The organism is Enterococcus sp. AZ067 (assembly GCF_051715005.1).
Taxonomy (GTDB): Bacteria; Bacillota; Bacilli; order Lactobacillales; family Enterococcaceae; genus Enterococcus_D; species Enterococcus_D casseliflavus.
Genome location: NZ_JBIOSY010000001.1, coordinates 1,525,728 through 1,545,168, shown reverse-complemented (window position 1 = coordinate 1,545,168; position 19,441 = coordinate 1,525,728). Strand labels below are relative to the sequence as shown.

15 protein-coding genes, 1 tRNA gene and 2 pseudogenes are annotated in these 19,441 nt (G+C 41.6%); 4 read left to right on the top strand and 14 right to left on the bottom strand.

What is annotated here, in order from left to right:
* The first annotated feature begins 82 nt into the window (after nucleotides 1-82).
* Nucleotides 83-736, top strand: coding sequence for a uracil-DNA glycosylase (locus IGI82_RS07300; RefSeq protein WP_010747984.1), 654 nt, complete (start codon nucleotides 83-85; stop codon nucleotides 734-736).
* 17 nt (nucleotides 737-753) lie between these two features.
* Here IGI82_RS07300 and leuD read toward each other — a convergent pair whose 3' ends face one another.
* The 4 genes from leuD to IGI82_RS07280 are packed head-to-tail and all read right to left on the bottom strand — an operon-like array spanning nucleotide 754 to nucleotide 5,285.
* Nucleotides 754-1,341 (bottom strand): 3-isopropylmalate dehydratase small subunit, encoded by a 588-nt coding sequence (leuD, locus tag IGI82_RS07295; RefSeq protein WP_087627315.1) that lies wholly within the window; start codon nucleotides 1,339-1,341, stop codon nucleotides 754-756.
* Nucleotides 1,341-2,723 carry a 3-isopropylmalate dehydratase large subunit gene (gene leuC, locus IGI82_RS07290; protein ID WP_087627314.1) on the bottom strand — a complete coding sequence of 461 codons (1,383 nt, stop codon included), beginning with the start codon at nucleotides 2,721-2,723 and terminating at the stop codon, nucleotides 1,341-1,343. The genes leuD and leuC overlap by 1 nt, the downstream gene beginning before the upstream one ends.
* A complete protein-coding gene (gene leuB, locus IGI82_RS07285) occupies nucleotides 2,704-3,768 on the bottom strand; it encodes a 3-isopropylmalate dehydrogenase (protein ID WP_087627313.1) in 1,065 nt (354 codons plus the stop codon). The genes leuC and leuB overlap by 20 nt, the downstream gene beginning before the upstream one ends.
* A complete protein-coding gene (locus IGI82_RS07280) occupies nucleotides 3,765-5,285 on the bottom strand; it encodes a 2-isopropylmalate synthase (RefSeq protein ID WP_087627312.1) in 1,521 nt (506 codons plus the stop codon). Before IGI82_RS07280 ends, leuB begins: the two co-directional genes overlap by 4 nt.
* 574 nt (nucleotides 5,286-5,859) lie before the next feature.
* Here IGI82_RS07280 and IGI82_RS07275 point away from each other — a divergent pair.
* The 3 genes from IGI82_RS07275 to IGI82_RS07265 all read left to right on the top strand — a co-directional run bounded on the left by IGI82_RS07275 (nucleotide 5,860) and on the right by IGI82_RS07265 (nucleotide 7,417).
* Nucleotides 5,860-6,558, top strand: a complete 699-nt coding sequence (locus tag IGI82_RS07275; protein WP_005225745.1) for an O-methyltransferase — start codon at nucleotides 5,860-5,862, stop codon at nucleotides 6,556-6,558.
* 145 nt (nucleotides 6,559-6,703) lie between these two features.
* Nucleotides 6,704-6,777, top strand: a tRNA-Arg gene (locus IGI82_RS07270).
* Nucleotides 6,778-6,976: 199 nt separating this feature from the next.
* A complete protein-coding gene (locus IGI82_RS07265) occupies nucleotides 6,977-7,417 on the top strand; it encodes a hypothetical protein (protein WP_438841987.1) in 441 nt (146 codons plus the stop codon).
* A gap of 40 nt (nucleotides 7,418-7,457) precedes the next feature.
* On the opposite strand, the pseudogene IGI82_RS07260 reads toward IGI82_RS07265, so the two are convergent.
* The 10 genes and pseudogenes from IGI82_RS07260 to IGI82_RS07215 form a co-directional block, all read right to left on the bottom strand.
* Nucleotides 7,458-7,640, bottom strand: a pseudogene (locus tag IGI82_RS07260) (N-acetylmuramoyl-L-alanine amidase); the annotation flags it as partial.
* A 312-nt stretch (nucleotides 7,641-7,952) separates the two neighbouring features.
* A pseudogene (locus tag IGI82_RS07255) lies at nucleotides 7,953-8,423 on the bottom strand (N-acetylmuramoyl-L-alanine amidase); the annotation flags it as partial.
* A 2-nt stretch (nucleotides 8,424-8,425) separates the two neighbouring features.
* On the bottom strand, nucleotides 8,426-8,674 hold the full coding sequence (locus tag IGI82_RS07250; protein WP_438841986.1) for a DUF5960 family protein: 249 nt from the start codon (nucleotides 8,672-8,674) through the stop codon (nucleotides 8,426-8,428).
* A 37-nt stretch (nucleotides 8,675-8,711) separates the two neighbouring features.
* Entirely contained in the window at nucleotides 8,712-9,047 is a 336-nt protein-coding gene (locus tag IGI82_RS07245; protein ID WP_016611207.1) for a phage holin, LLH family, read from the bottom strand.
* Nucleotides 9,048-9,455, bottom strand: coding sequence for a hypothetical protein (locus IGI82_RS07240; protein ID WP_016611208.1), 408 nt, complete (start codon nucleotides 9,453-9,455; stop codon nucleotides 9,048-9,050). It abuts the gene before it with no gap.
* Nucleotides 9,456-9,936: 481 nt separating this feature from the next.
* On the bottom strand, nucleotides 9,937-10,677 hold the full coding sequence (locus tag IGI82_RS07235) for a 7-cyano-7-deazaguanine synthase (RefSeq protein ID WP_325906790.1): 741 nt from the start codon (nucleotides 10,675-10,677) through the stop codon (nucleotides 9,937-9,939).
* Between the two features lie 57 nt (nucleotides 10,678-10,734).
* Nucleotides 10,735-13,569: a M14 family metallopeptidase gene (locus IGI82_RS07230; RefSeq protein WP_438841985.1), complete on the bottom strand. Its 2,835-nt coding sequence runs from the start codon at nucleotides 13,567-13,569 to the stop codon at nucleotides 10,735-10,737.
* An 11-nt stretch (nucleotides 13,570-13,580) separates the two neighbouring features.
* Nucleotides 13,581-16,322 (bottom strand): phage tail tip lysozyme, encoded by a 2,742-nt coding sequence (locus tag IGI82_RS07225; protein WP_438841984.1) that lies wholly within the window; start codon nucleotides 16,320-16,322, stop codon nucleotides 13,581-13,583.
* Nucleotides 16,319-17,017: a phage tail protein gene (locus tag IGI82_RS07220; RefSeq protein WP_438841983.1), complete on the bottom strand. Its 699-nt coding sequence runs from the start codon at nucleotides 17,015-17,017 to the stop codon at nucleotides 16,319-16,321. The genes IGI82_RS07225 and IGI82_RS07220 overlap by 4 nt, the downstream gene beginning before the upstream one ends.
* Before the next feature lie 11 nt (nucleotides 17,018-17,028).
* Nucleotides 17,029-19,323: a phage tail tape measure protein gene (locus IGI82_RS07215; protein WP_438841982.1), complete on the bottom strand. Its 2,295-nt coding sequence runs from the start codon at nucleotides 19,321-19,323 to the stop codon at nucleotides 17,029-17,031.
* Nucleotides 19,324-19,441: the final 118 nt, after the last annotated feature.

Here is a 19,441-nt window from a genome sequence, read left to right as displayed (position 1 = left end):
TAGTCATTTCCTTTTGTGCATTTTTTATTTTCTATTACTATAGAAGAAAGAGCACAAGTGAAACAGAATTGGAGGAGTTTTCATGCAATACCCCAAAGAATTAGCCACTGCCGTTCAACAGGCGTCCCGCAGTTATCCGTTGGAAGGATTTGTTCCCGGTCAAGGACCGCTGCAGCCCAAATTGATGATCGTTGGGGAAGCCCCTGGACGAACCGAAATCGAGAATTTTATTCCTTTTAGCGGACAAGCAGGAAAAGAATTGATGAAATCGTTGGCTTTAGCCGGTTTGACCCGTGAGGATGTCTACATCACCAGCGCTGTTCGCAGCCGCCCATACTCCGTCAAAGAACGGATCAACAAGCGCAGCGGTGCCCATGAGATCGTCCATCCCAATCGGACACCTACCAAAAAAGAAGTCTTGCTACACGCACCGCTGCTTGACTACGAGTTGTCCGTTGTAGATCCGCCTGTCATTGCAACTGTTGGCAATATCGGACTGCAGCGATTATTAGGCAACGCCTATTATATCAAAGATCACCATGGCGAAGTGATCCGTTCCAAAATACAAGAAAGCAATCCAACAAAAGATGGCTATCAATGGTCGGAAAAAGAATATTTGATCGTGCCGATGTATCATCCCGCTGCGATCTTTTACAATCGAACGTTGACTCCGCAAATCGAAGCCGATTGGCGAGGGTTAAGAAACATCCTCTCACAAATACCAGCCGACGAATAACGACCAGTCCCCTAGCCCTACTGCCAATACGCTGGAATCGTCTGCTCATAGGCGGTGATTTTCGCCTCTTCCTGCAACGTGATACTGATCTCATCGAGACCGTGGATCAATTTGTGTTTCCAGGTAGCATCGATTGCAAAGAAATGCTCCTCCCCGGCAACGGTCACACATTGCCTTGGCAAGTCAATGCTGATTTTTTCTGAAGCAGGCAGCGAAGCGATCCTTTGGCGAACAGTCAAAGGCAGCTCGATGGGCAGCAGCCCGTTTTTGGTGGCATTCATATAGAAAATATCACCGAAGCTGCCAGCAATCACGGCTTTAAAGCCGTAATCCAACAGCGCCCATGCCGCGTGCTCTCGAGAAGAGCCAGAACCAAAATTATCACCAGTGACGAGGACTTGAGCGGTCTGATATGCTGGATCATTCAAGATAAATGCTGGATTAGGCTTGCGTTGCGGCAAATAGCGCCAATCGTCAAATAAAAATTCACCAAAGCCCGTTTTTTCAACGCGCTTCAAATAATTTTTCGGTAGGATTTGATCGGTATCGATATTGTCATTCATCAAAGGCAGCGTCGTACCTTCAAATTGCGTAAAAGCTTCCATTAACCAACACCTCCAACCACTTCTCGTACATCGACAAAGCGCCCATGAATCGCAGCTGCTGCCGCCATCGCTGGACTACAGAGGTGCGTCCGCGCGTTTTTCCCTTGCCGTCCAACAAAATTGCGGTTTGATGTGGAGGCACAGTGGACGCCTTCTGGTACTTTATCAGGATTCATTCCTAAGCACATGGAACAGCCAGGCTCCCGCCATTCAAAACCAGCGTCAATAAAGACTTTGTCTAAACCGATCGCTTCCGCTGCTTTACGAACAGGGCGTGAACCAGGAACGATAATACCAGTGACACCTTCTTTGATGGTCTGACCTTTCAAAATCGCCGCTGCCTCTTGCAGATCAGACAAACGACCATTGGTACACGATCCAATAAAAATGTATTCAATGGGGATATCAGCAGCTGTCTGTCCAGGTTGCAGCGCCATATATTCATAGGCTTGCTGATCATTGTGATCCCGCACTTCAGGAAACGCTTCGCTGACTGGTACCCCCATTTCTGGATTGGTTCCCCAAGTGATATAGGGTTCTAAGGTTGTTGCGTCTAGGGTGATCAGGGCATCATAGTTAGCATCTTCATCGGTATAAAGGCTTTGCCAATCAGCCACCGCACTGGCAAACGCTCGTGGCGCAAAGCGTCGATCCTTCACATAAGCAAAGGTCGTTTCATCAGGGGCGATCAAGCCCATTTTCGCCCCACCTTCGATCGACATATTGCAAATGGTCATGCGTTCTTCCATCGTCAGGCTACGGATCGTTTCGCCAAAGAATTCTACGGCATAGCCACCACCAAAATCAGTGCCATGGGTCGCGATCAATGCCAAAATAATATCTTTGGCGTACACTCCCGGCTGCAGCTGACCGGTAATCTCAACTCCCATGCGTTTCGGTTTTGTCTGCCAAATCGTCTGTGTCGCAAAGACATGCTCTACTTCACTCGTACCGATCCCAAACGCGATCGCACCGAAAGCACCATGGGTGGCAGTGTGGGAATCCCCGCAAACGATCGTTTTCCCTGGTTGGGTCAAGCCAACTTCTGGGCCAACCATGTGGACGATTCCTTGGTTGGCAGAGCCATTGTCACACAATTCGATCCCAAAATCTCGACAGTTTTTACGTAACGTGTCCATTTGCTTTTTTGCAACCAGATCAGTGATGGTAAAAATATCTTTGGTAGGCACGTTGTGATCCATCGTTGCGAAGGTTTTTTCGGGACAACGGACGGTCCGTCCCGCTTGCCGTAATCCTTCGAAGGCTTGCGGTGTCGTCACTTCATGGATCATATGCAGATCGACATAAAGCAGCTGCGCTTGCCCTTCTTCTCCTGTGATGACATGCCGATCCCATAGTTTATCAAACAGCGTTTTCCCCATAATTGCTCACTCCTAACTGTGCAATAACCGCTTCTGTAAAGGCAGTTGTCGTTGCTGTACCACCTAGATCACGGGTCAAGATCCCCGCATTCATTACCTCGTAACAAGCACTTTCGATGGTATCCGCCAGCTCTTCCTCTTGAAAGGACTCTCTTAGCATCATGACGACAGATAAAATCATGGAAACCGGATTGGCGCAATTTTGCCCAGCGATATCAGGTGCAGAGCCATGAATCGGTTCATATAAAGAAACCCCTTCTGCGCCATGACTTGCGCTAGGCAGCACCCCTAATGACCCTGGCAAAACCGAGGCTTCATCACTTAAAATGTCGCCAAAGAGATTTTCTGTCACGATTACATCAAAGTCTTTGGGATTTTGGATGATTTTCATAGCGGCGGAATCAACATATTGATGGGTCAACTGACAATCTGAGAATTCCTGTGCCGTTTCTTCCGCTAATCGGCGCCAAAGTCGGCTAGTCGCCAACACATTTGCTTTATCGACAGAGAGAACCCGCTTCTTCCGCGTGCGAGCAATCTCAAAGGCTTTACGCAAAATCCGTCGAATCTCTGCTTGATGATAATGATTGATGTCGTAGGCTTCTTCAGGTTTTTCTGCTTTTTCGCCAAAATAGATACCGCCAGTCAACTCACGAACGATGACAAAATCTGTCCCCCGAAGGATCGCTTCTTTAATGGGAGATAAAGCAATCACCGCATCAACTACTTTGATGGGTCGAATATTGGCGTATAGCCCTAACGCTTGACGCAAATTCAAAAGTCCTTTCTCGGGTGTTATCGGTGCGTTTTCCCAAACTGGATCACCAATGGCTCCTAAAAGGATCGCATCCGCCTGCTGGCAAGCTTGTAGTGTTTCTTGCGGCAATGGCTCTCCAGTAAGTGCCAGCGCCGCACCACCAAATGGCCGCTGGTCAAAATGAAAGCGTTGAAGATGGTCTGGACAAGCCGCTTTCAATACCGCAAGCGCACTGGCCATAATTTCTGGTCCGATGCCATCTCCTGCTAAAACCACGATCTTTTTCAAACAAGGACACCTCGATTCTTTAAAGCTGCGCTAGCCTGTACATAAGCTTTAGCTGACGCCTGCAAGACATCAAAGTCTAAGCCGATCCCGCTGATTTTTTCATTGGTTTCCTGACATTCAATAACCACGTGCACTTCCGCTTGCGCATCTTCCCCACTGGTCAAGGCAGTGATCTCATAGTTCAACAACTTCGGCTGCTGCTGGAAAATCTGATCGATCGAGTTGTAGATTGCTTGGATACTGCCGGCACCGATTGCTGATGCCACTTGTTTTTCCTCGTCTTTGATGATAGAAACCACCGCTCCTTGATGGCCATTGGACACGTATTGCAGCTGAACTGACTCCAACTCACAGCCATCTTCTTGGCTGCGGCCCTGGTCAGCCACCAACGCTAACAAATCTTGTTCGGTCACTTGCTTTTTCTTATCTGCCAACTCTTTGAAACGTTTAAACAATTCGTTGGTTTCTTCTTGGTCAAACTGGTACCCCAGCTGCTGCATTTTATCGACAAACGCATGGCGGCCAGAAAGTTTGCCTAGAGGCAGTGAGTTGGTTTGTACGCCTACCAGTTGCGGGGTAATGATTTCGTAAGTTTCAGGATTTTTCAAGACGCCATCTTGATGAATCCCAGATTCATGGGCATAGGCATTGCCGCCGACGATTGCTTTGTTTTTCGGTACCGTGATCCCAGACAAACGTGCCACCAGATCGCTGGTGCGTTTTGTTTCGTTTAACTTGATGTTGGAGGTAGCCTGATAGAAATCATTGCGAATATGCAACGCCAGCGCCACTTCTTCTAATGCGGTATTGCCCGCTCGTTCGCCGATCCCGTTGATCGTTCCTTCCACCCGATCAGCACCATTTTCGATAGCTGCCAGCGCATTGGCTGTCGCCATCCCCAAGTCATCATGACAATGGGAAGAAAAAATGATCGGCTGCTCACTCTTGATATTGGCGATCAAATAGGCAAAAAGCGCACCATATTCCGTAGGATTAGTAAACCCTACTGTATCGGGCACATTGATGATCGTCGCGCCGGCATCAATCGCTGTTTGAACCGCCTCAAGCAAGAAGGCCTTATCGGTGCGGGTGGCATCTTCTGGCGAAAATTGAACTTTTTCAAAGCGTTCACGGGCATAAGCCACATGTTCTTTGATGGAAGCAAGTACTTCTGCTTTCGTCATATTCAGCTTGTACTGGCGATGCACCTCACTCGTTGCTAGAAAGACATGGATCTGGGGATCGACGGCTTGATGAAGAGCTTCATAGGCACGATCAATGTCTTTTTTCTGACAACGGGCAAGTCCTGCAACGGTCATTTTCGTCACCGCCCCAGCAATCGCTTGGACTGCTTGAAAGTCTCCTTCTGATGCAATCGGAAAGCCTGCTTCGATCGTATCGATCCCCCATTTTTCTAATTGCAGCGCCAGTTGAACCTTCTCTTTTGTATTGAAGTTGACTCCCGGCGTCTGTTCACCGTCTCTCAATGTGGTGTCAAAAAACTGGATTTTTCTCATCACTATTTCCTCCTTGGCAGTGGTAGGGGCACGCTTGGCGCGACCTCATTCAAACAAATTGAAAAAATGGTATAAAAAAAGCACTCCATAAAGGGTTTCCTTCATGCAATGCGAATAGGACTCTTCAAATGATGCCTTAAAAAGGCGGGTCATAGAAAAAGAGTCCTTACGATAATAATAATAAAAATGCAGCTGTTTGTTTCAATCGTTTATCCATCGTCGTCACCTATCACTTTTTTTATCTTGTTATGAAGATACCAAACAGCAGGTTCCTCTGTCAACACTTTTCCCTGAATTTTCTGAATATTTCGATAAAAAGTTCGTTTTCGCCCTGATGATGGGTTGCTTTTCATCCTTGATGAAAATTTAAGCAGAACCTGACGAGATCTTCACAGGATTTTAACCAAACCTCCACATAACACCGTTATGATAGAAATATCCCAAAAATATTTTTCACCCCTTTATCCTGCCAGTCGTATGACTGGTTTTTTTGTTGTTCCAAAGACTCGAAAAGATTGAACTTAAGGTGAGTTATTCGTATAATAAGGGGCAGCGATAAATGAGGAGGATGAAGATGCGCAACGAAATGATGCATCGTCCAGTAGTCAAACCAGAACTAGTGGCGTTTATGCGTGAAAAACAAAAACAATTACCCGGCGAACTTGGTGAAATCGAGCAAGCCGCTCATGAAAAAGAAGTGCCAATCATCCCACATGAAACTGTGGTCTTTTTGCAGTTTTTATTGGGACAGCTTCAGCCAAAAGAAATCCTTGAGATCGGCACAGCGATCGGTTTTTCTTCAAGCTTGATGGCACAATGTGTGAAAGAGGGTCATGTCACAACAATCGATCGCTTTGACGTCATGATCCGCAAAGCCAAAGAAACCTATGCTCGCTTAGGAAATGAAGACAAAATCACGCTTTTAGAAGGACAAGCGGCAGATGTCCTGCCTACATTGAGTGGGCCTTATGATTTTATCTTCATGGACAGTGCCAAATCGAAATACATTGAATTTTTGCCAGAATGTCTGCGTCTGTTACGCAAAGGTGGCGTGTTGATGGTGGATGACGTGTTCCAAGCTGGAACGATTCTACAACCCATCGAAGACATCCCTCGCAACCAGCGAGCGATCCATCGCAAGTTGAATCTTTTCTTGGATACCGTGATGAACCATCCTCAGCTGACCTCCACCCTCGTCCCTTTAGGAGATGGTGTGATTCTCATTACGAAAGAAGCAGATAGCGTAATCCTTGAGGAACCTGAGAAAGGTTGAGGGCAGCTGCGCTTCCTTTTTTCAAAGAAAAAATAAGAAAAGGGCGAAAAGAGATTGACATTGCTGCGCCCTTTTTCTATAATGTTATTTGTTGCTGATTGATTTCAACAGCTTAGGCGAAGTGAGCATTCGCTGAAATTTATTTGTTCCAGTAGCTCAGCCGGATAGAGCATTCGCCTTCTAAGCGAACGGTCGGGGGTTCGAATCCCTCCTGGAACGTTATTTAACCGTCGAGAACCCTTGTTCTTGGCGGTTTTTGTTTGTTCTTGTGCCAAATGTGTGCCAAATTGATTTATATTTTTTCTTATTTCAAAAATCACGAATTCAAATTTCGTTCATCTGTGCCAAATAATTAATAGGTACTTTACATCTTTTTCTGATACAATGAAGCTATAAAATTAATGAAAAGAGGGTCAAAATGAAAAAGTTAGCAGTTGGTTTATTATTATCAATTCTATTCTTGGGTGCTTGTGGTAGTACTTCTTCAACAGAGGATTCAAGAAGCTATAGCGAATCAAATTCAGAGGTCAAAGATACGAATGACGAAGAAAAATCTGAAGCTTCAATTATCGTTGAAAAGGTTTTGAAAAAACACTATATGATCGATAATTTTGAAGTTAACTTCACCGACGATTCGTTTAAAGTATATCGAATGCCTGATGACAAAAATACCGAAACAGGCGAAGAATATAAGAATGTTTATAGCGCAATAGGGAATTTCACGTATCAGGATAAAATTTATAATTTTGACATGATTTACTCATTTACAGATAAAGATAGCTACAAAGTATTATATTTCAATACACCGTTGGACGAATCAAAAAATACAATCGACACACCACTTGAGAGCGACAAATAAAAAAGCCCCCTACTCAAAAGAGTAAGGGGTGTTTGTGTTACTTAACATCTTGCTCCAAGAACCATGAATTGATTCCGTCCAACAAGTATGCTTTTTTAGATTTAGATTGATTTACAGATTTAATCTGTTTAATCTTATACTTCTTTCCTTTAACCCACGTAGGTATCTTTTGGCCAGTCTGATAGTTGGTTGCATGGCTTTGCACCGTCACAGCATCCCCTACTTTTTTAGCAACTGTATCAGCTGTATTGGTAACCAGTTGAATATCGTTCTTGTGGGCCCAACCCAGGCTATCAATCAAATATGGTTTGTTACCGCTGACCACACGCTTGATTGTGCCAGTTTTACCGCGACTGGCAGTCGACCGACCAGCGCCTGTACTATCCTTGTATAGCGCATCAGTGATTTTCACCTTGTCGCCAACTTTAAAACTTGTTGAAGCAGCTGGCTTGCTTGTGGATGTATTGTTGTTGCTAGATGAATTTGCAGAATATCCGAACACTTCCAATGCAGCATTGACTGCAGCATCCATTTTCTTGGCCATAATGTCCATATCTTTTTGACTATCGACAAAGCCCCACTCAATTAATACTGCAGCGCCCGTTGATGCCCGAATGACATACAATGATGTTGTAGCTTTTGCTCCACGATTGACCCATCCAGTAACCGCACATACTGCATCACAGATAGCTTGCGCCAATTTGCGTGCTTCTTCATTGCCAGCATAATACCAGACTTCAAAGCCATTTGCAGTACCATTAAATGCGTTCAAGTGGTGAGATACGTGGAAAGATTTGCCTACAGCATTCATTTTACGAACGATATTGTAGAGGTTATCATTAGCAGTTTTACCGACATTATCAGTAGCATCAACCGCCTTGGTAACTGCACGAAATTTGTCATGGATCTTTTGTGCTACTTCATGCTCTTTTAAGCCGCATCCACTTGCACCAGGAACGATCGCATTATGTCCTCTGTGAGAGGTTGAGTTATTATATTTGACCATGATTATTCCCCTTTTCCAATGTAAAAGTAGTCGTCAATTTCATCTGCTGAATCAGTTTTTTCACGCTTCTTCACTTCAAATTTGAAAGTTTTATCTTGGCCGTCTTTTGTGAAATTGCCAGTAAGGTGATATTCTGATTCGCCTAATTGATTCATTGTGTGTGCTGCATCTTGCACTGGATCAACAACCTCGATGATTTCTGGTTTCGCTACTGCTTCAAAGTCTTCGATAAATTTTGCTTTGTTTCTCATGTTTATCCCTCCGATTTTGTATATAAAAAAGAGCGGCTTATTCAGCCACTCCTTGATCAACACCATCTTTCATCCCTTTTACTGCTGATTCGATTAACAGATTCAACTCGTCTTCAGTAAACTTAATGCCGTTCTTGTTAAATAAGTCTACTAACTGAGCTTTAGCTTCTTGTAACTTAGCATCTCCATTTGCTTCTGCGTAAACTTGCTGAACTGCTGATACAACAATCGCCACATAGTTCTTCTTGCTTTCCAACTGAGCTAAGACACCTTTCTTTTTCAAGTATTCTGAACCCTTTTGGCCAATAAATGCTGCCACCAACCCAACCACAACAATTAATAAGTTTAACAATGCGTCTTGTAATGCTTCCATCTAAATTCCACCTTTCAAAATAGTGTTCTCATTTTTCAATGTCTCGTTTTCTCCTTCGAGTTCTTGAATGCGTTCGTCCCTTTCTTCCACTTGCAACTCAAGAAACCCAATTTGTTCCTTGTACGCCGTCACTTGCTTCTCGTGTTCTTCCTTAAACTCTCGGAATTCTGATCTAACCGCTGCTAGTTCGTCTTTAAACTCCTTCACCTGCAACCGATAACCTTCAATAATGTTCCCCATGTTTTGGATATACAAAGCTTCAGCGTTGTTATCCCCTTCTGTCTTCACTTCTTCAACCTTATTCTTCCCCTGCACTTTAGCCACTAATTTCGGACCGTATACCGCCGAAAGAAAAACGCCGATAATTGTCATGATTTGCGGAAATCCGCTGGTCCAAAATCTATCCATCTACTTCATCCTTTATAATTATTTCCTGTTGATGCGCCTTCAGGATATTTGTGCTCATTAGCGCTATTGTGAAGCAATAAATCCACGATGGATTTGTACTGCCATCTATGAAAGTGACTAGGAAACAAGAGCCTAAAAGAAGCCATAGAAATAGCAATACAAAGTACAGAGGGAGTTTGAGATAAACATAGTCAATTATCAATCCAAACAGTTTCAAAGCACCGATGATGATAAACATCAAACCAAAATAACGACCACCAATAAATCCGAAGATATTATTGATAGCCGCATATGCGTTTGAATATGAAAGTATGTTTGAGTTGAAAAAGTGATAGAACCCATAACCAATTGATCCTAGAGAGAATGCGAAAGAGGTACTTCGTTTGTTGATATATCTAAGAATAAACTTTATTTCGTCCCACATATTTCACCTGCTTTCCAAAATAAAAAGCACACTCAATTGAGCGTGCTTCTCGTTCTATTAATTCCTACCCATTATTTGCTTCATCTTGTAATAAATTTTATTTTCTAATTTATTGTACTTAGCAATTCCTTCTGAAGGGACACGTCTTCCTAATCCTTCATTTCTGGTGTATTTACACGGGTTACAGTAGCCACAAGGGGTTTTTCTCCATGTGGGGTTAAAGCAAAACCACGTCATTTCCATCAAACTATCAAAACCGCTTTTCTTAGCAATTTCGCTCATTTGTGTCTTAGTTAAATCTAGCACCGGAAATGAGTAGTATTTAAACAAATCGTAGTCAGTTCCCAGAGCTCTATCTTTTAAAACATACGAGTAAGATCCATTTCCATCGTCTTTTTTTTCCACAAGAGGCCTTACAAAAAATTCTGCTTTATCATCTTTGTGTATATTTAACTCTAAGTCTTCTAAGTTATTCGCTTCTGCATACCGACCTAACCAATCATATTGAGTCCCCATGTATGATTCATTTAGTAATCTATTAAACTTATCAGTAATGATTTGATTGGTAGGGATTTCGTTTTTTTCTATATATATTGTTTCCATTATTAATCCTTTTGAATTAGGAAAACTAGAGTTTATTTTGTTTTTGATTTCCTTCATCGTTTTTAATTCTATTTTATTAGACGCTCTATTTCTATCAACTACATAATATGGCTGTACCATCTCTTTTTTGTTAATTACTAAATCAAGCACTCTAAATGTTGAATCCCAACCGCCGGTCCACAAAACTTTCTTCATTTTTTCCTCCTAGTGTTTACCTAATAATACAATAATACACTAGTTTGTTTGTCAAAATCAATTTATTTTGGTAGATGTTAGATTACCAGTTTCGTCAATTATTTGAACAAACTTAGATCCTTTTTGACTAACAAAATAATCCTTGTTCCATGGAATTGTGTAGATAAATCTATATATATTGTTTCCATACCACTCAGTAAGCCTTGTTAATCCGAGAGAGCTATGAGGGGTCTCTCCTGTGATATAAACAGTTCCTTCAGGTGTAATAGCTTCTATCCCGTTCTCTTTTTCAACCCACATTCTGATTGTGCCAGATGTGTTAGTTACAGTTATGGATCTATTTCCACCGTATTTCTTTTCCATGTGAGTCGCAACTTCGTTAAGAGTTTTCCATCCAATGCCAACAGTATCTACGGAATATGCTGGATATAATAAAGAAATTGGATTGTTCATAAAACAATGCATATCAATGAAGCCGTCAGCATCAATGTTATCTAATACCATATCTCTAATATACTGGCTTTCTACTTCTGAAAACGGTTCGGTACCATACACTGAACTAGGATTATCTGGGAAATTGTAATCAAAATTTCTATTAATGTCTACACCCCTTGAATTATAACGCCCAGTCACATTAAATCCTGATGGATTTGCTACTGGTATAAAGATAATCTGAACATTATTATAAAGCCACTCAAGTTGAGGGCTTTTCGTAGGATTTTGTACCAAATCCTTTAAGAAATAGTATAGTGCAACCCCTACATCTCTTGGATCTCCGCCCTCGCCATGTCCGTGAACATTACAAGTTAATAGCAACTTGTACTTCGGCGCAACCGGCATCGTTTTGACTTGCCAAATATCCCAAGTATTTGATTGGTCTTTACCTAAAATAACCTTTTCTAGATAGGATGTGCTGCTGATCAAATTATCCCACATAGGATAAAAGGTTTCAGTTGTTAATTCTTCTATATCAATTGCCTCTGAGCCATCGTGATCAGGAATTCGATTCACCGTGTTGTAGAAAATACTTTGGTTGATTTCGTCTTCTTGCTCCTGAGATGTATTCTTAGATTCTATTATAGCAACAGCGTATTTGCTTTTACTTATCGAAGCACTCCCAAAAAACCAGTTTCCTGTATAAGCGAGAATATTTTTTAGCTGATTTATATTTGGAGGATTAGGGAAATCTGTTGTCAGATCAATGAGACTCGGTTCTGTCATCTGTACTATTGCTCCATTAGCTTCTTCTGCAGAATCATAAATCGTTCGAATGTAAATACTGTTTTCAGATAATTCGCTTGAGATTATTTCAACTGTGTACCATTTATCGATCTCAGGATCAACAATAGAAGCTACTTCTACCAAAGCTTGAGTAATAGATATTTTGTTGCATCTGTTTTTAGTTTTAATTTTCATGCTTAAAAAATAGAAGTTGCCAGCTTTTAAATTGTAGTTTACAAAAGCTCTCTGCGTATTTGCCGAACCATTACCAGTTAAAGTCAAAACTCCGTTAGCTGCAGTTACCGTAGTGTCTGGAATCGAAGTTGTAACCCAAAAACTATTGTTGTTTAATCTCGCATTTGGAAAAACATTATTGATTGTTATTTCTGTCAAGTCTACACCATTGTTAATGGTTGCTATATCTTGTGTCGTTTCTAAAATCTTTTTAGTAACTGTTTTTGATGCCGAAAAGAAAACTTTACCCTCTTCAAAATAATTGGTATAGCTTTCAAAAAGCCATCTGCATTCCTCTAAGGTTGGTTCGTTTCCAATCCCAAAAATAACCGTTAAATCTACGACGATAGGTTTACCCACAACCATCTCTTTCCCTGATGCTGAGCTTGCATCTGCGTATATGTGACGCAAGTTGAACGATCTATAAGTTTCACTAATTAGCTTCTGTACTCCATCTAAACGATAAATCTGATTACTTACAGGATTGTAGACGGGAAAAGTATTATTACAAAACTCAGTTCTAATTTCTTTGCAATCTGAATTTGAGACATTAACCATGGAGCAAAAATAGTAAGTATGATCTTTTTTTATATCTAAGGCATCCAAATTTTGATATACCATTGGATTTTCGACTGTTCCTGTCCCTGTAACACGCAGCGTTTGTTGATTTTGGTTAGCCGTTAAGGTAGCACTAGGTGTCGAGGCGCTCGCCCAGCTATTAATCCCATTTTGGAAAGTTGTGTTTTTAAGAAGATTTCGACCTTGCGACAACAACACTTCAGAAAGATTTTCTACTATTTTTGGTTCTGTCACAGCATTTTCAGCAATATTGGTTGTACTCACAGCTCCTTCGCCAACGACAGCAACACTACCACCTGTCATTGCTTCTTTTACAGATTGGGATAACATCGGCATAGTAATCTGCTCAGTTCCATTTTTATCGACTTTGTTAGAAAGTCCGTTTGCCATGTTAATATTTGTTGCGTTGATGTCTGTACGAAACTTATTCGCATCTGCCAAGACAGCTACCAGCGCACTAAATTCTGCCTTCTCTATGATTCCTACGGGTTGTCCCGCTAATTCTTGAACTGTTAACTGAAATTGTTTCAGATTCGTTACTTTACCGTTTTGAATCACTTGAATACTTGCAATAACTCTTCCGGGCGTCATCATGTGCTGAGGGTATTCGATTCGGTAAATACTGTTGGCTTTATCTAAAACAGAAAAAGCCGACAAATCTGTCAGCCCGCTTGCTTCATTATGCCAATTAAGATGTAACATCAATCCCGGAACTTCTCCGACAACGCCATTATTGGTGACTTGAACAGTTAATGTCCGCCCCTTATAATCCCCTTGCGAAACAAATTGTTTTTCTATAAAAGAATAGTTCGCATAATCAATCACTAAATCGACATCTCTAAATTGATCTAGTTCCAAATTCATCACTCCTAAAAATCAATATAATCGCGTGGATTGAAAAAGTGGTCGTTTGAACTAGGATACATTTCATCAAAAAATTGGAAATGCAAATGTATTCCTGTACTTGGACCAGTCGTTCCAATTACGCCAATTTGTTGCCCTTGTGTAACTGTACTTCCTTTAGAAACGTTAACACTGCTAAGATGAGCATACCCGGTGTACATGCCATCGCTATGCTTAATAACGACCCAATTCCCATACCAATCAAAATAATTAGCATCTCCTGCAACGATCACTTCACCGTCTGCAGATGCATAAATCGGCGCATTTGAATTGTTGTTTACTAGATCTATGCCATTGTGATAATCTGCTTCACCACTGATTGGGTGAGTTCTCCATCCAAATTCACTTGTTACCGTTACCGGCGCATCAATCGGAACAATATATCCGCTGGATTGAGGAATATCTAAGTCTTTAAATTTTAAATACCATTCATTAGCCCACGTAATCCGTTCTGGATGATCGTTCAACGGGCGTTCGAAGTTTTCCTCAAACGTTCTTGTAGCAACAGCGATATCAGTCATATTCATGAACTGTGACCAAGTATATGGATAAGCATTTGTTGCAATCCACTGACCATTCGGCGCATGCCACATTAGTAGTTTAAACTGTGTTGTAATTGTATCTGGATCACCAGAAATTCCAGCTCTAGTCATAAGGTTAATCATATAAACACGACCACTTGTTGCGCCAGTTCCATCAGTCCATTGCCATACACCATAACCGAAACCAGGAGCGCCATTCCCTTCATCTGCGGTTGGATTCGCATCTGATTCACCTTGAGCGTTACCTAGTAAAGCGGCTGCGGCTTGTTGTGTACCACCAGCACCAATAAACATCGCCCAGATTTGCCAGTAGCGTTTGTCACGGTCGCTGGTCACTTCTGGAGGGTATTGGCCATTCCATCCGCCACCATTTCCGCCTGAACCACCACCATTTTGATCAATTTTAACGCCGTTTACATATAGTTCTTTGACATCTAAACGACCGTCCATTGCGACTGCATCTTGAAACGTCACTTTACCATTACGAAAAGTCCCTTCACCGCTAAGTCTATATAACGGTGCGTCAGGTGTACTTTCTTTTGGAATTTGAAAGACTGCAACTGATTTTCCATCGCCATCACCAGTATTAATCGAAAAAATGTAATTTGGTTCTTTCCAAATAGCAAATCCGTTGATATTTTTATCTGCTCCATAGGTAGATGTGATAGCTCCTAGTGATTCTCCATGGACATCATCCAAACCCGTAGAAACAACTTTCTTTTCAAACGAAACCTTACCTCCTTCAACGACTACTTGGAATGATTTGTCATCCAATGTCTTCAAAGCTACCCCTTGAACGAGGATACCTGATAGAATACCCGCAGTGATAAAGTCAGCCACGATCGCTCCGTCTTGAGTCATTGCCAAACCGTACGGACCATTCACGCCGTTGTTAGAGTATCCTAGTCCGCCTAAATTCCATCGCCAAACCTTTTGAGCATCAGCGACAGAAGGCTTATCCATGATTAAGATCTCGCTAGGTGCCTTTTCAGGTCGCATACGAACGTATCCGCCTTTTGTTCCAGTAATCCAACTTGAAGCATTTCGAACAGCTTCAACCATCAATTCAGTGCGGCTTTCAACCTTTTGACGAAGCTTTGCTGTCTCAGTCGCCGTTGTATTGGTGTAGAACTCGATATCATTGCCCAAAGTCACGCTCTTGTATTTGCCAAGTGTTGGGTACCAAGTGTACTCGATCATTCGTTCGGCTACTTCAATACCTAATTTTGCAACCGTACAATAGCAAGTATCGCCAAAATGCAATCTTGCAATATCATCGTATAGGTCTTCATATTCCATCGTGTTTTCAAGTTGTACCATAGAAACTGTATGAGTAATTGAAGGCTCATGTACTCGATCAACATCAAATTTTGTTTGACCCCATTTTTTCAAATCCGCAACAGTGGTTAGTTCTGAATTTTCGTATTTGCCAATGCGGCGGTTTTTGTCGGTTACTCCAGTCAATTCGAGATATTTGTACGTGATTGGCCCTTTATCTTCATCGTAATCGCCTTCTGGCACTCCGCCGATTAAATACAAGCTATTGTAATAGTTGCCGTCTATCTCTTCCTCAATCGATTCTAGGTTCACTCCTAAATCGACACGATAGCCATTGTCTTTCCCGATTCGAGATAGCAATCTAAAACGATAGTTGTCCATATCCAATTCGCCAGCAGTGATACTCGCTAGATTCTCGTTACCATTGTTTGAACCAATCACAGCATCAACTGGATTAGTTTGTTTGACAGTGAATTGGTGGACTGTTTGAATATCTGACTCAAATGAAAAAGGCTGCTCAAATGCTAGGGCAGCCTTTAATCTACTCATGATAATTGATCCAGTACCATTTTGAGTGAAACTACTCTCAATGAAATTCCGACTCAACATGTAACCGATCGCTCGTCCGGTAATAGAGAAGGAGTTGAGATTTTTCGTTACCTTTTTAATCTCAAAGTATTTCATCTTGCCGTCTTCATCTTCTGCACGAATGAAGTTATCTTCTTTGAGATATTCTACATTTTGACCATCTAATGAATAGTTGCCATAGAAAGTATAATCACCATTTAGAATACGGTTGATTTCAGGTAAATCAGCCCAATCAATCAAAGCGTGACCGTTCGTTTCTAAGTCCGCTGGCATTTCTTCATAAACATAAACTAAACTCACAAATACACGCTCCTTCTTAAAATTGTGCCGCTAGAAACACCCGTGGTAGTCAGTTTGTTTTCTCCCGGACGTACCAACGGCCATTCTCCTTTGCTGAAAAGTGTTTTGGAACCTTGAATAATTTTTCCGTGTTCGCAATCGACTTTTATTATTTCGGTACTGCTGTTTGTAATCGTCAACGAAGTGCTGTTGATCGTAAGTTTGACGTTGCTGCCTGTTGGTTTCAATTCAAGGTAAGGTTTTGCAGTTTCATCGCCCGGATCATGAAAGACCAGCGAAGTAGCGAATGGCAATGACTGCTCATTTACTTTCCGCTTAAAAGGTTGGCATCGAAAAGTTAAATCAAAGGTATAGAAATACCCCCACTCGTTTTCAAACTCAGTAGGGGAATCCATCATGCAAATAACATCACGGTAAGTATTGTAATCATTATGGGTAATCAACTGCCCGCGACCTCGCAACCATTGCTTTGCTTCGCGTAACCGATCATAAGGGATTGTAACTGATTCGACTTCTAGGTTATATGGTTCGTAATCATCAAATGTTTCGTGCAATGATCCACTTCGTCCTAGCACAGTGATTTCTTCGTAGCGTTTGTTTGGAGAGATTTCAGGAAGTTCAGTTTCGATAATACAATCCATATCCATAACTGCGTTGATTCCTTTGAATATAAAATTCGGTGTATCAGCATCCATGAACATTCCTACTAACCTCCCACACCGGCAAGTGCCTGTTTGCTTGCACGGTAAAATTTACGGTTCATTTTGTTTAATTCGCTTGGGTTATTCGCATCGACATTGCCAATGTGGATATGTTGTTCCACTTTAGAAGGCTGTACTTTGCCACCAATGCCTTTCCGTTTTTCTTCGTCTGATAACGGAGTAACAGTTGTCTTGCCGTTTTTATTCGTAAGCAATTCTGGTCCAGCTTCACCAACGATCGCTTGGCCATTCAATACATGACCGCCACCTGCCAAATAAGGCAAAGTAGAAATGCTAAAGCTTTTTCCGCCTACGCCAGGAACCCATTTAGGAATTTTAATGTTATTAAGACCACCTAGAAAAGCATTGATCAATCCAATCATTGTGTTTAGTGGTGCTTTAGCCATAGCAGCAATCATATCAAAAATACCGCCAAAAATATTTACAACACCATTCCACGCTCGTTCCCAATCTCCAGTGAAAATTCCAGTTATAAAATCTATAAATCCGGTGAAAATTCTCTTGCCTGCATCGAAAAAGTTTTGGAAATTTTGTATGACTCCTCCAAAAATATTGCTCATGTAACCAGCCATGAAATTAAACACTTCTACTGCTACATCCGAAACACCTCTGAAAAATGCATTAACTCCATTTCTAAACCATTCCACTTTATTGTAGGCAAGAACTAATCCTGCTATGAGCAATGCAATACCAGCAATTACAAGAATAAAAGGATTTGCTGCTAGTAATGCTGTCATCCCTGACCATACACCTTGTAAAACCCTTATTCCAGTCGCAATCTTGGTAACCGAACTCATAAGCATTCCTAAAACCACTAAAACCGGTCCGACAGCTGCTATAATCCCTGCAATCGTAATAATCCAGTTCTTGGTACCTTGATCCAGAGAATCCCACCAGCTTTTAAAACTTTTCAAAGCATCAATCGCCATTTCAAAGAAAGGCAATAAGCTTATTTGGACGGATTCGCCGACGTCTGCTAAAGCTAATTTTGCATTGTTCATTGCTTGGTTAGACTTATCAATTGGATCTAGCGTAGCTTCAAATGTTTCTCCAACCGAACCTTGACTTTCATCGGCGATTTTTGCCAAGTCTTCTAGGTTTAATGTTCCTCTTCGAATCGCATCTGCCATTCTTGGGCCGCCTTTGGTACCAAAAACTTCTGCAGCAGCGTTGATTGCATCTGTTTCTGAACTAGCATTCATTATTTTGTCTTGAAGTTCACCTAAACCTTCTGAAAGAGATTTTCCATCTTTAGCGTAGGTAACTGTTGCTTTGGACAAACTGCTTAGCGCTGCATTTCCATCAACACCAGCTTGTTCAAATTGTCCCAGCAATGTGACACCCTCGCCAAAACTTAGACCTAGCTGTTTGATTTGTGGGGCACCTTTTATAGCCGAATCAAACAGACTATCTACTGCTTGACCTGTATTTTGAGACGTTTTGGTTGTAACATCCAACACTTTATTCAAATCATCATAGGACAAATCATAGGCTTCGATAGCCTGTCTTGCATAGATAGCGGATTGAGAAACGTCTGTGCCATTAATTTCAGCAAATTGAAGGATATAATTGGTTGAATCTTCCAGTTTTTTATCCATGAAACCAAATTGGGTATTCACTTCACCAATTGCTTCCCCGACTGTTTGTAGTTCTAAGTGAGTATTTGAGCCAACGTTTTCAAACGAAGTTGCCAAACTGTCGGCAACATCGCCTGTTGCTCCAGTTTTAGTTATGATCGTATCTAACGCTTCATCAACTTCTGAGAATGCAGCTAACCCAGCAGCCCCAACTGCCAGAATTGGTGCTGTAACGCCTATAGTCATTTTCTTGCCAACGCCCGCAACTTTTTCGCCAGCTTCTTCAATTTTTTGTAACTTTTTGGCTGTATCAATAGATACATCACCTTGTTCTTTTAGTGCTTCATTCGTTTCATCCAAAGCGGCCTTTAATTTATTTTGTCCCGTTTCGGATTCAAGCATCTTCTTATAAAGTTTTTCAGATTCTGCTGAGTACTTACCAGTTTCTTCTACTGATTTTTCATATTGTTCTCGCAAAAGTTCTGTTCGCTTTTCAGCGAGCGACAACTGATTTTCGAGTTTCTTTTTCGCAGCAGTCAGTTTTTCAGTTGCTGTTGCGTCTTTATCCATAGCAGACACTTGGTTTTTGTACTCAGTAGCTGCTAAGTTCATTTCGCGATTGATTTCCTTGATCGTTTTAGAGTAATTGACTTCTCCATTTGTCTTAAAATTCAAGACTGTGTCTACCTCTCTTACGGCCATCTTAGCACTCCTTTCCTACCACCAAGGGCTTTGATCCATTGTTCTCGTTTCCGGTGGTTCAAACTCCGTATTACTTTTCAACCACTGGATATAAGATTTAAGCCACAAGTTAGGTGTT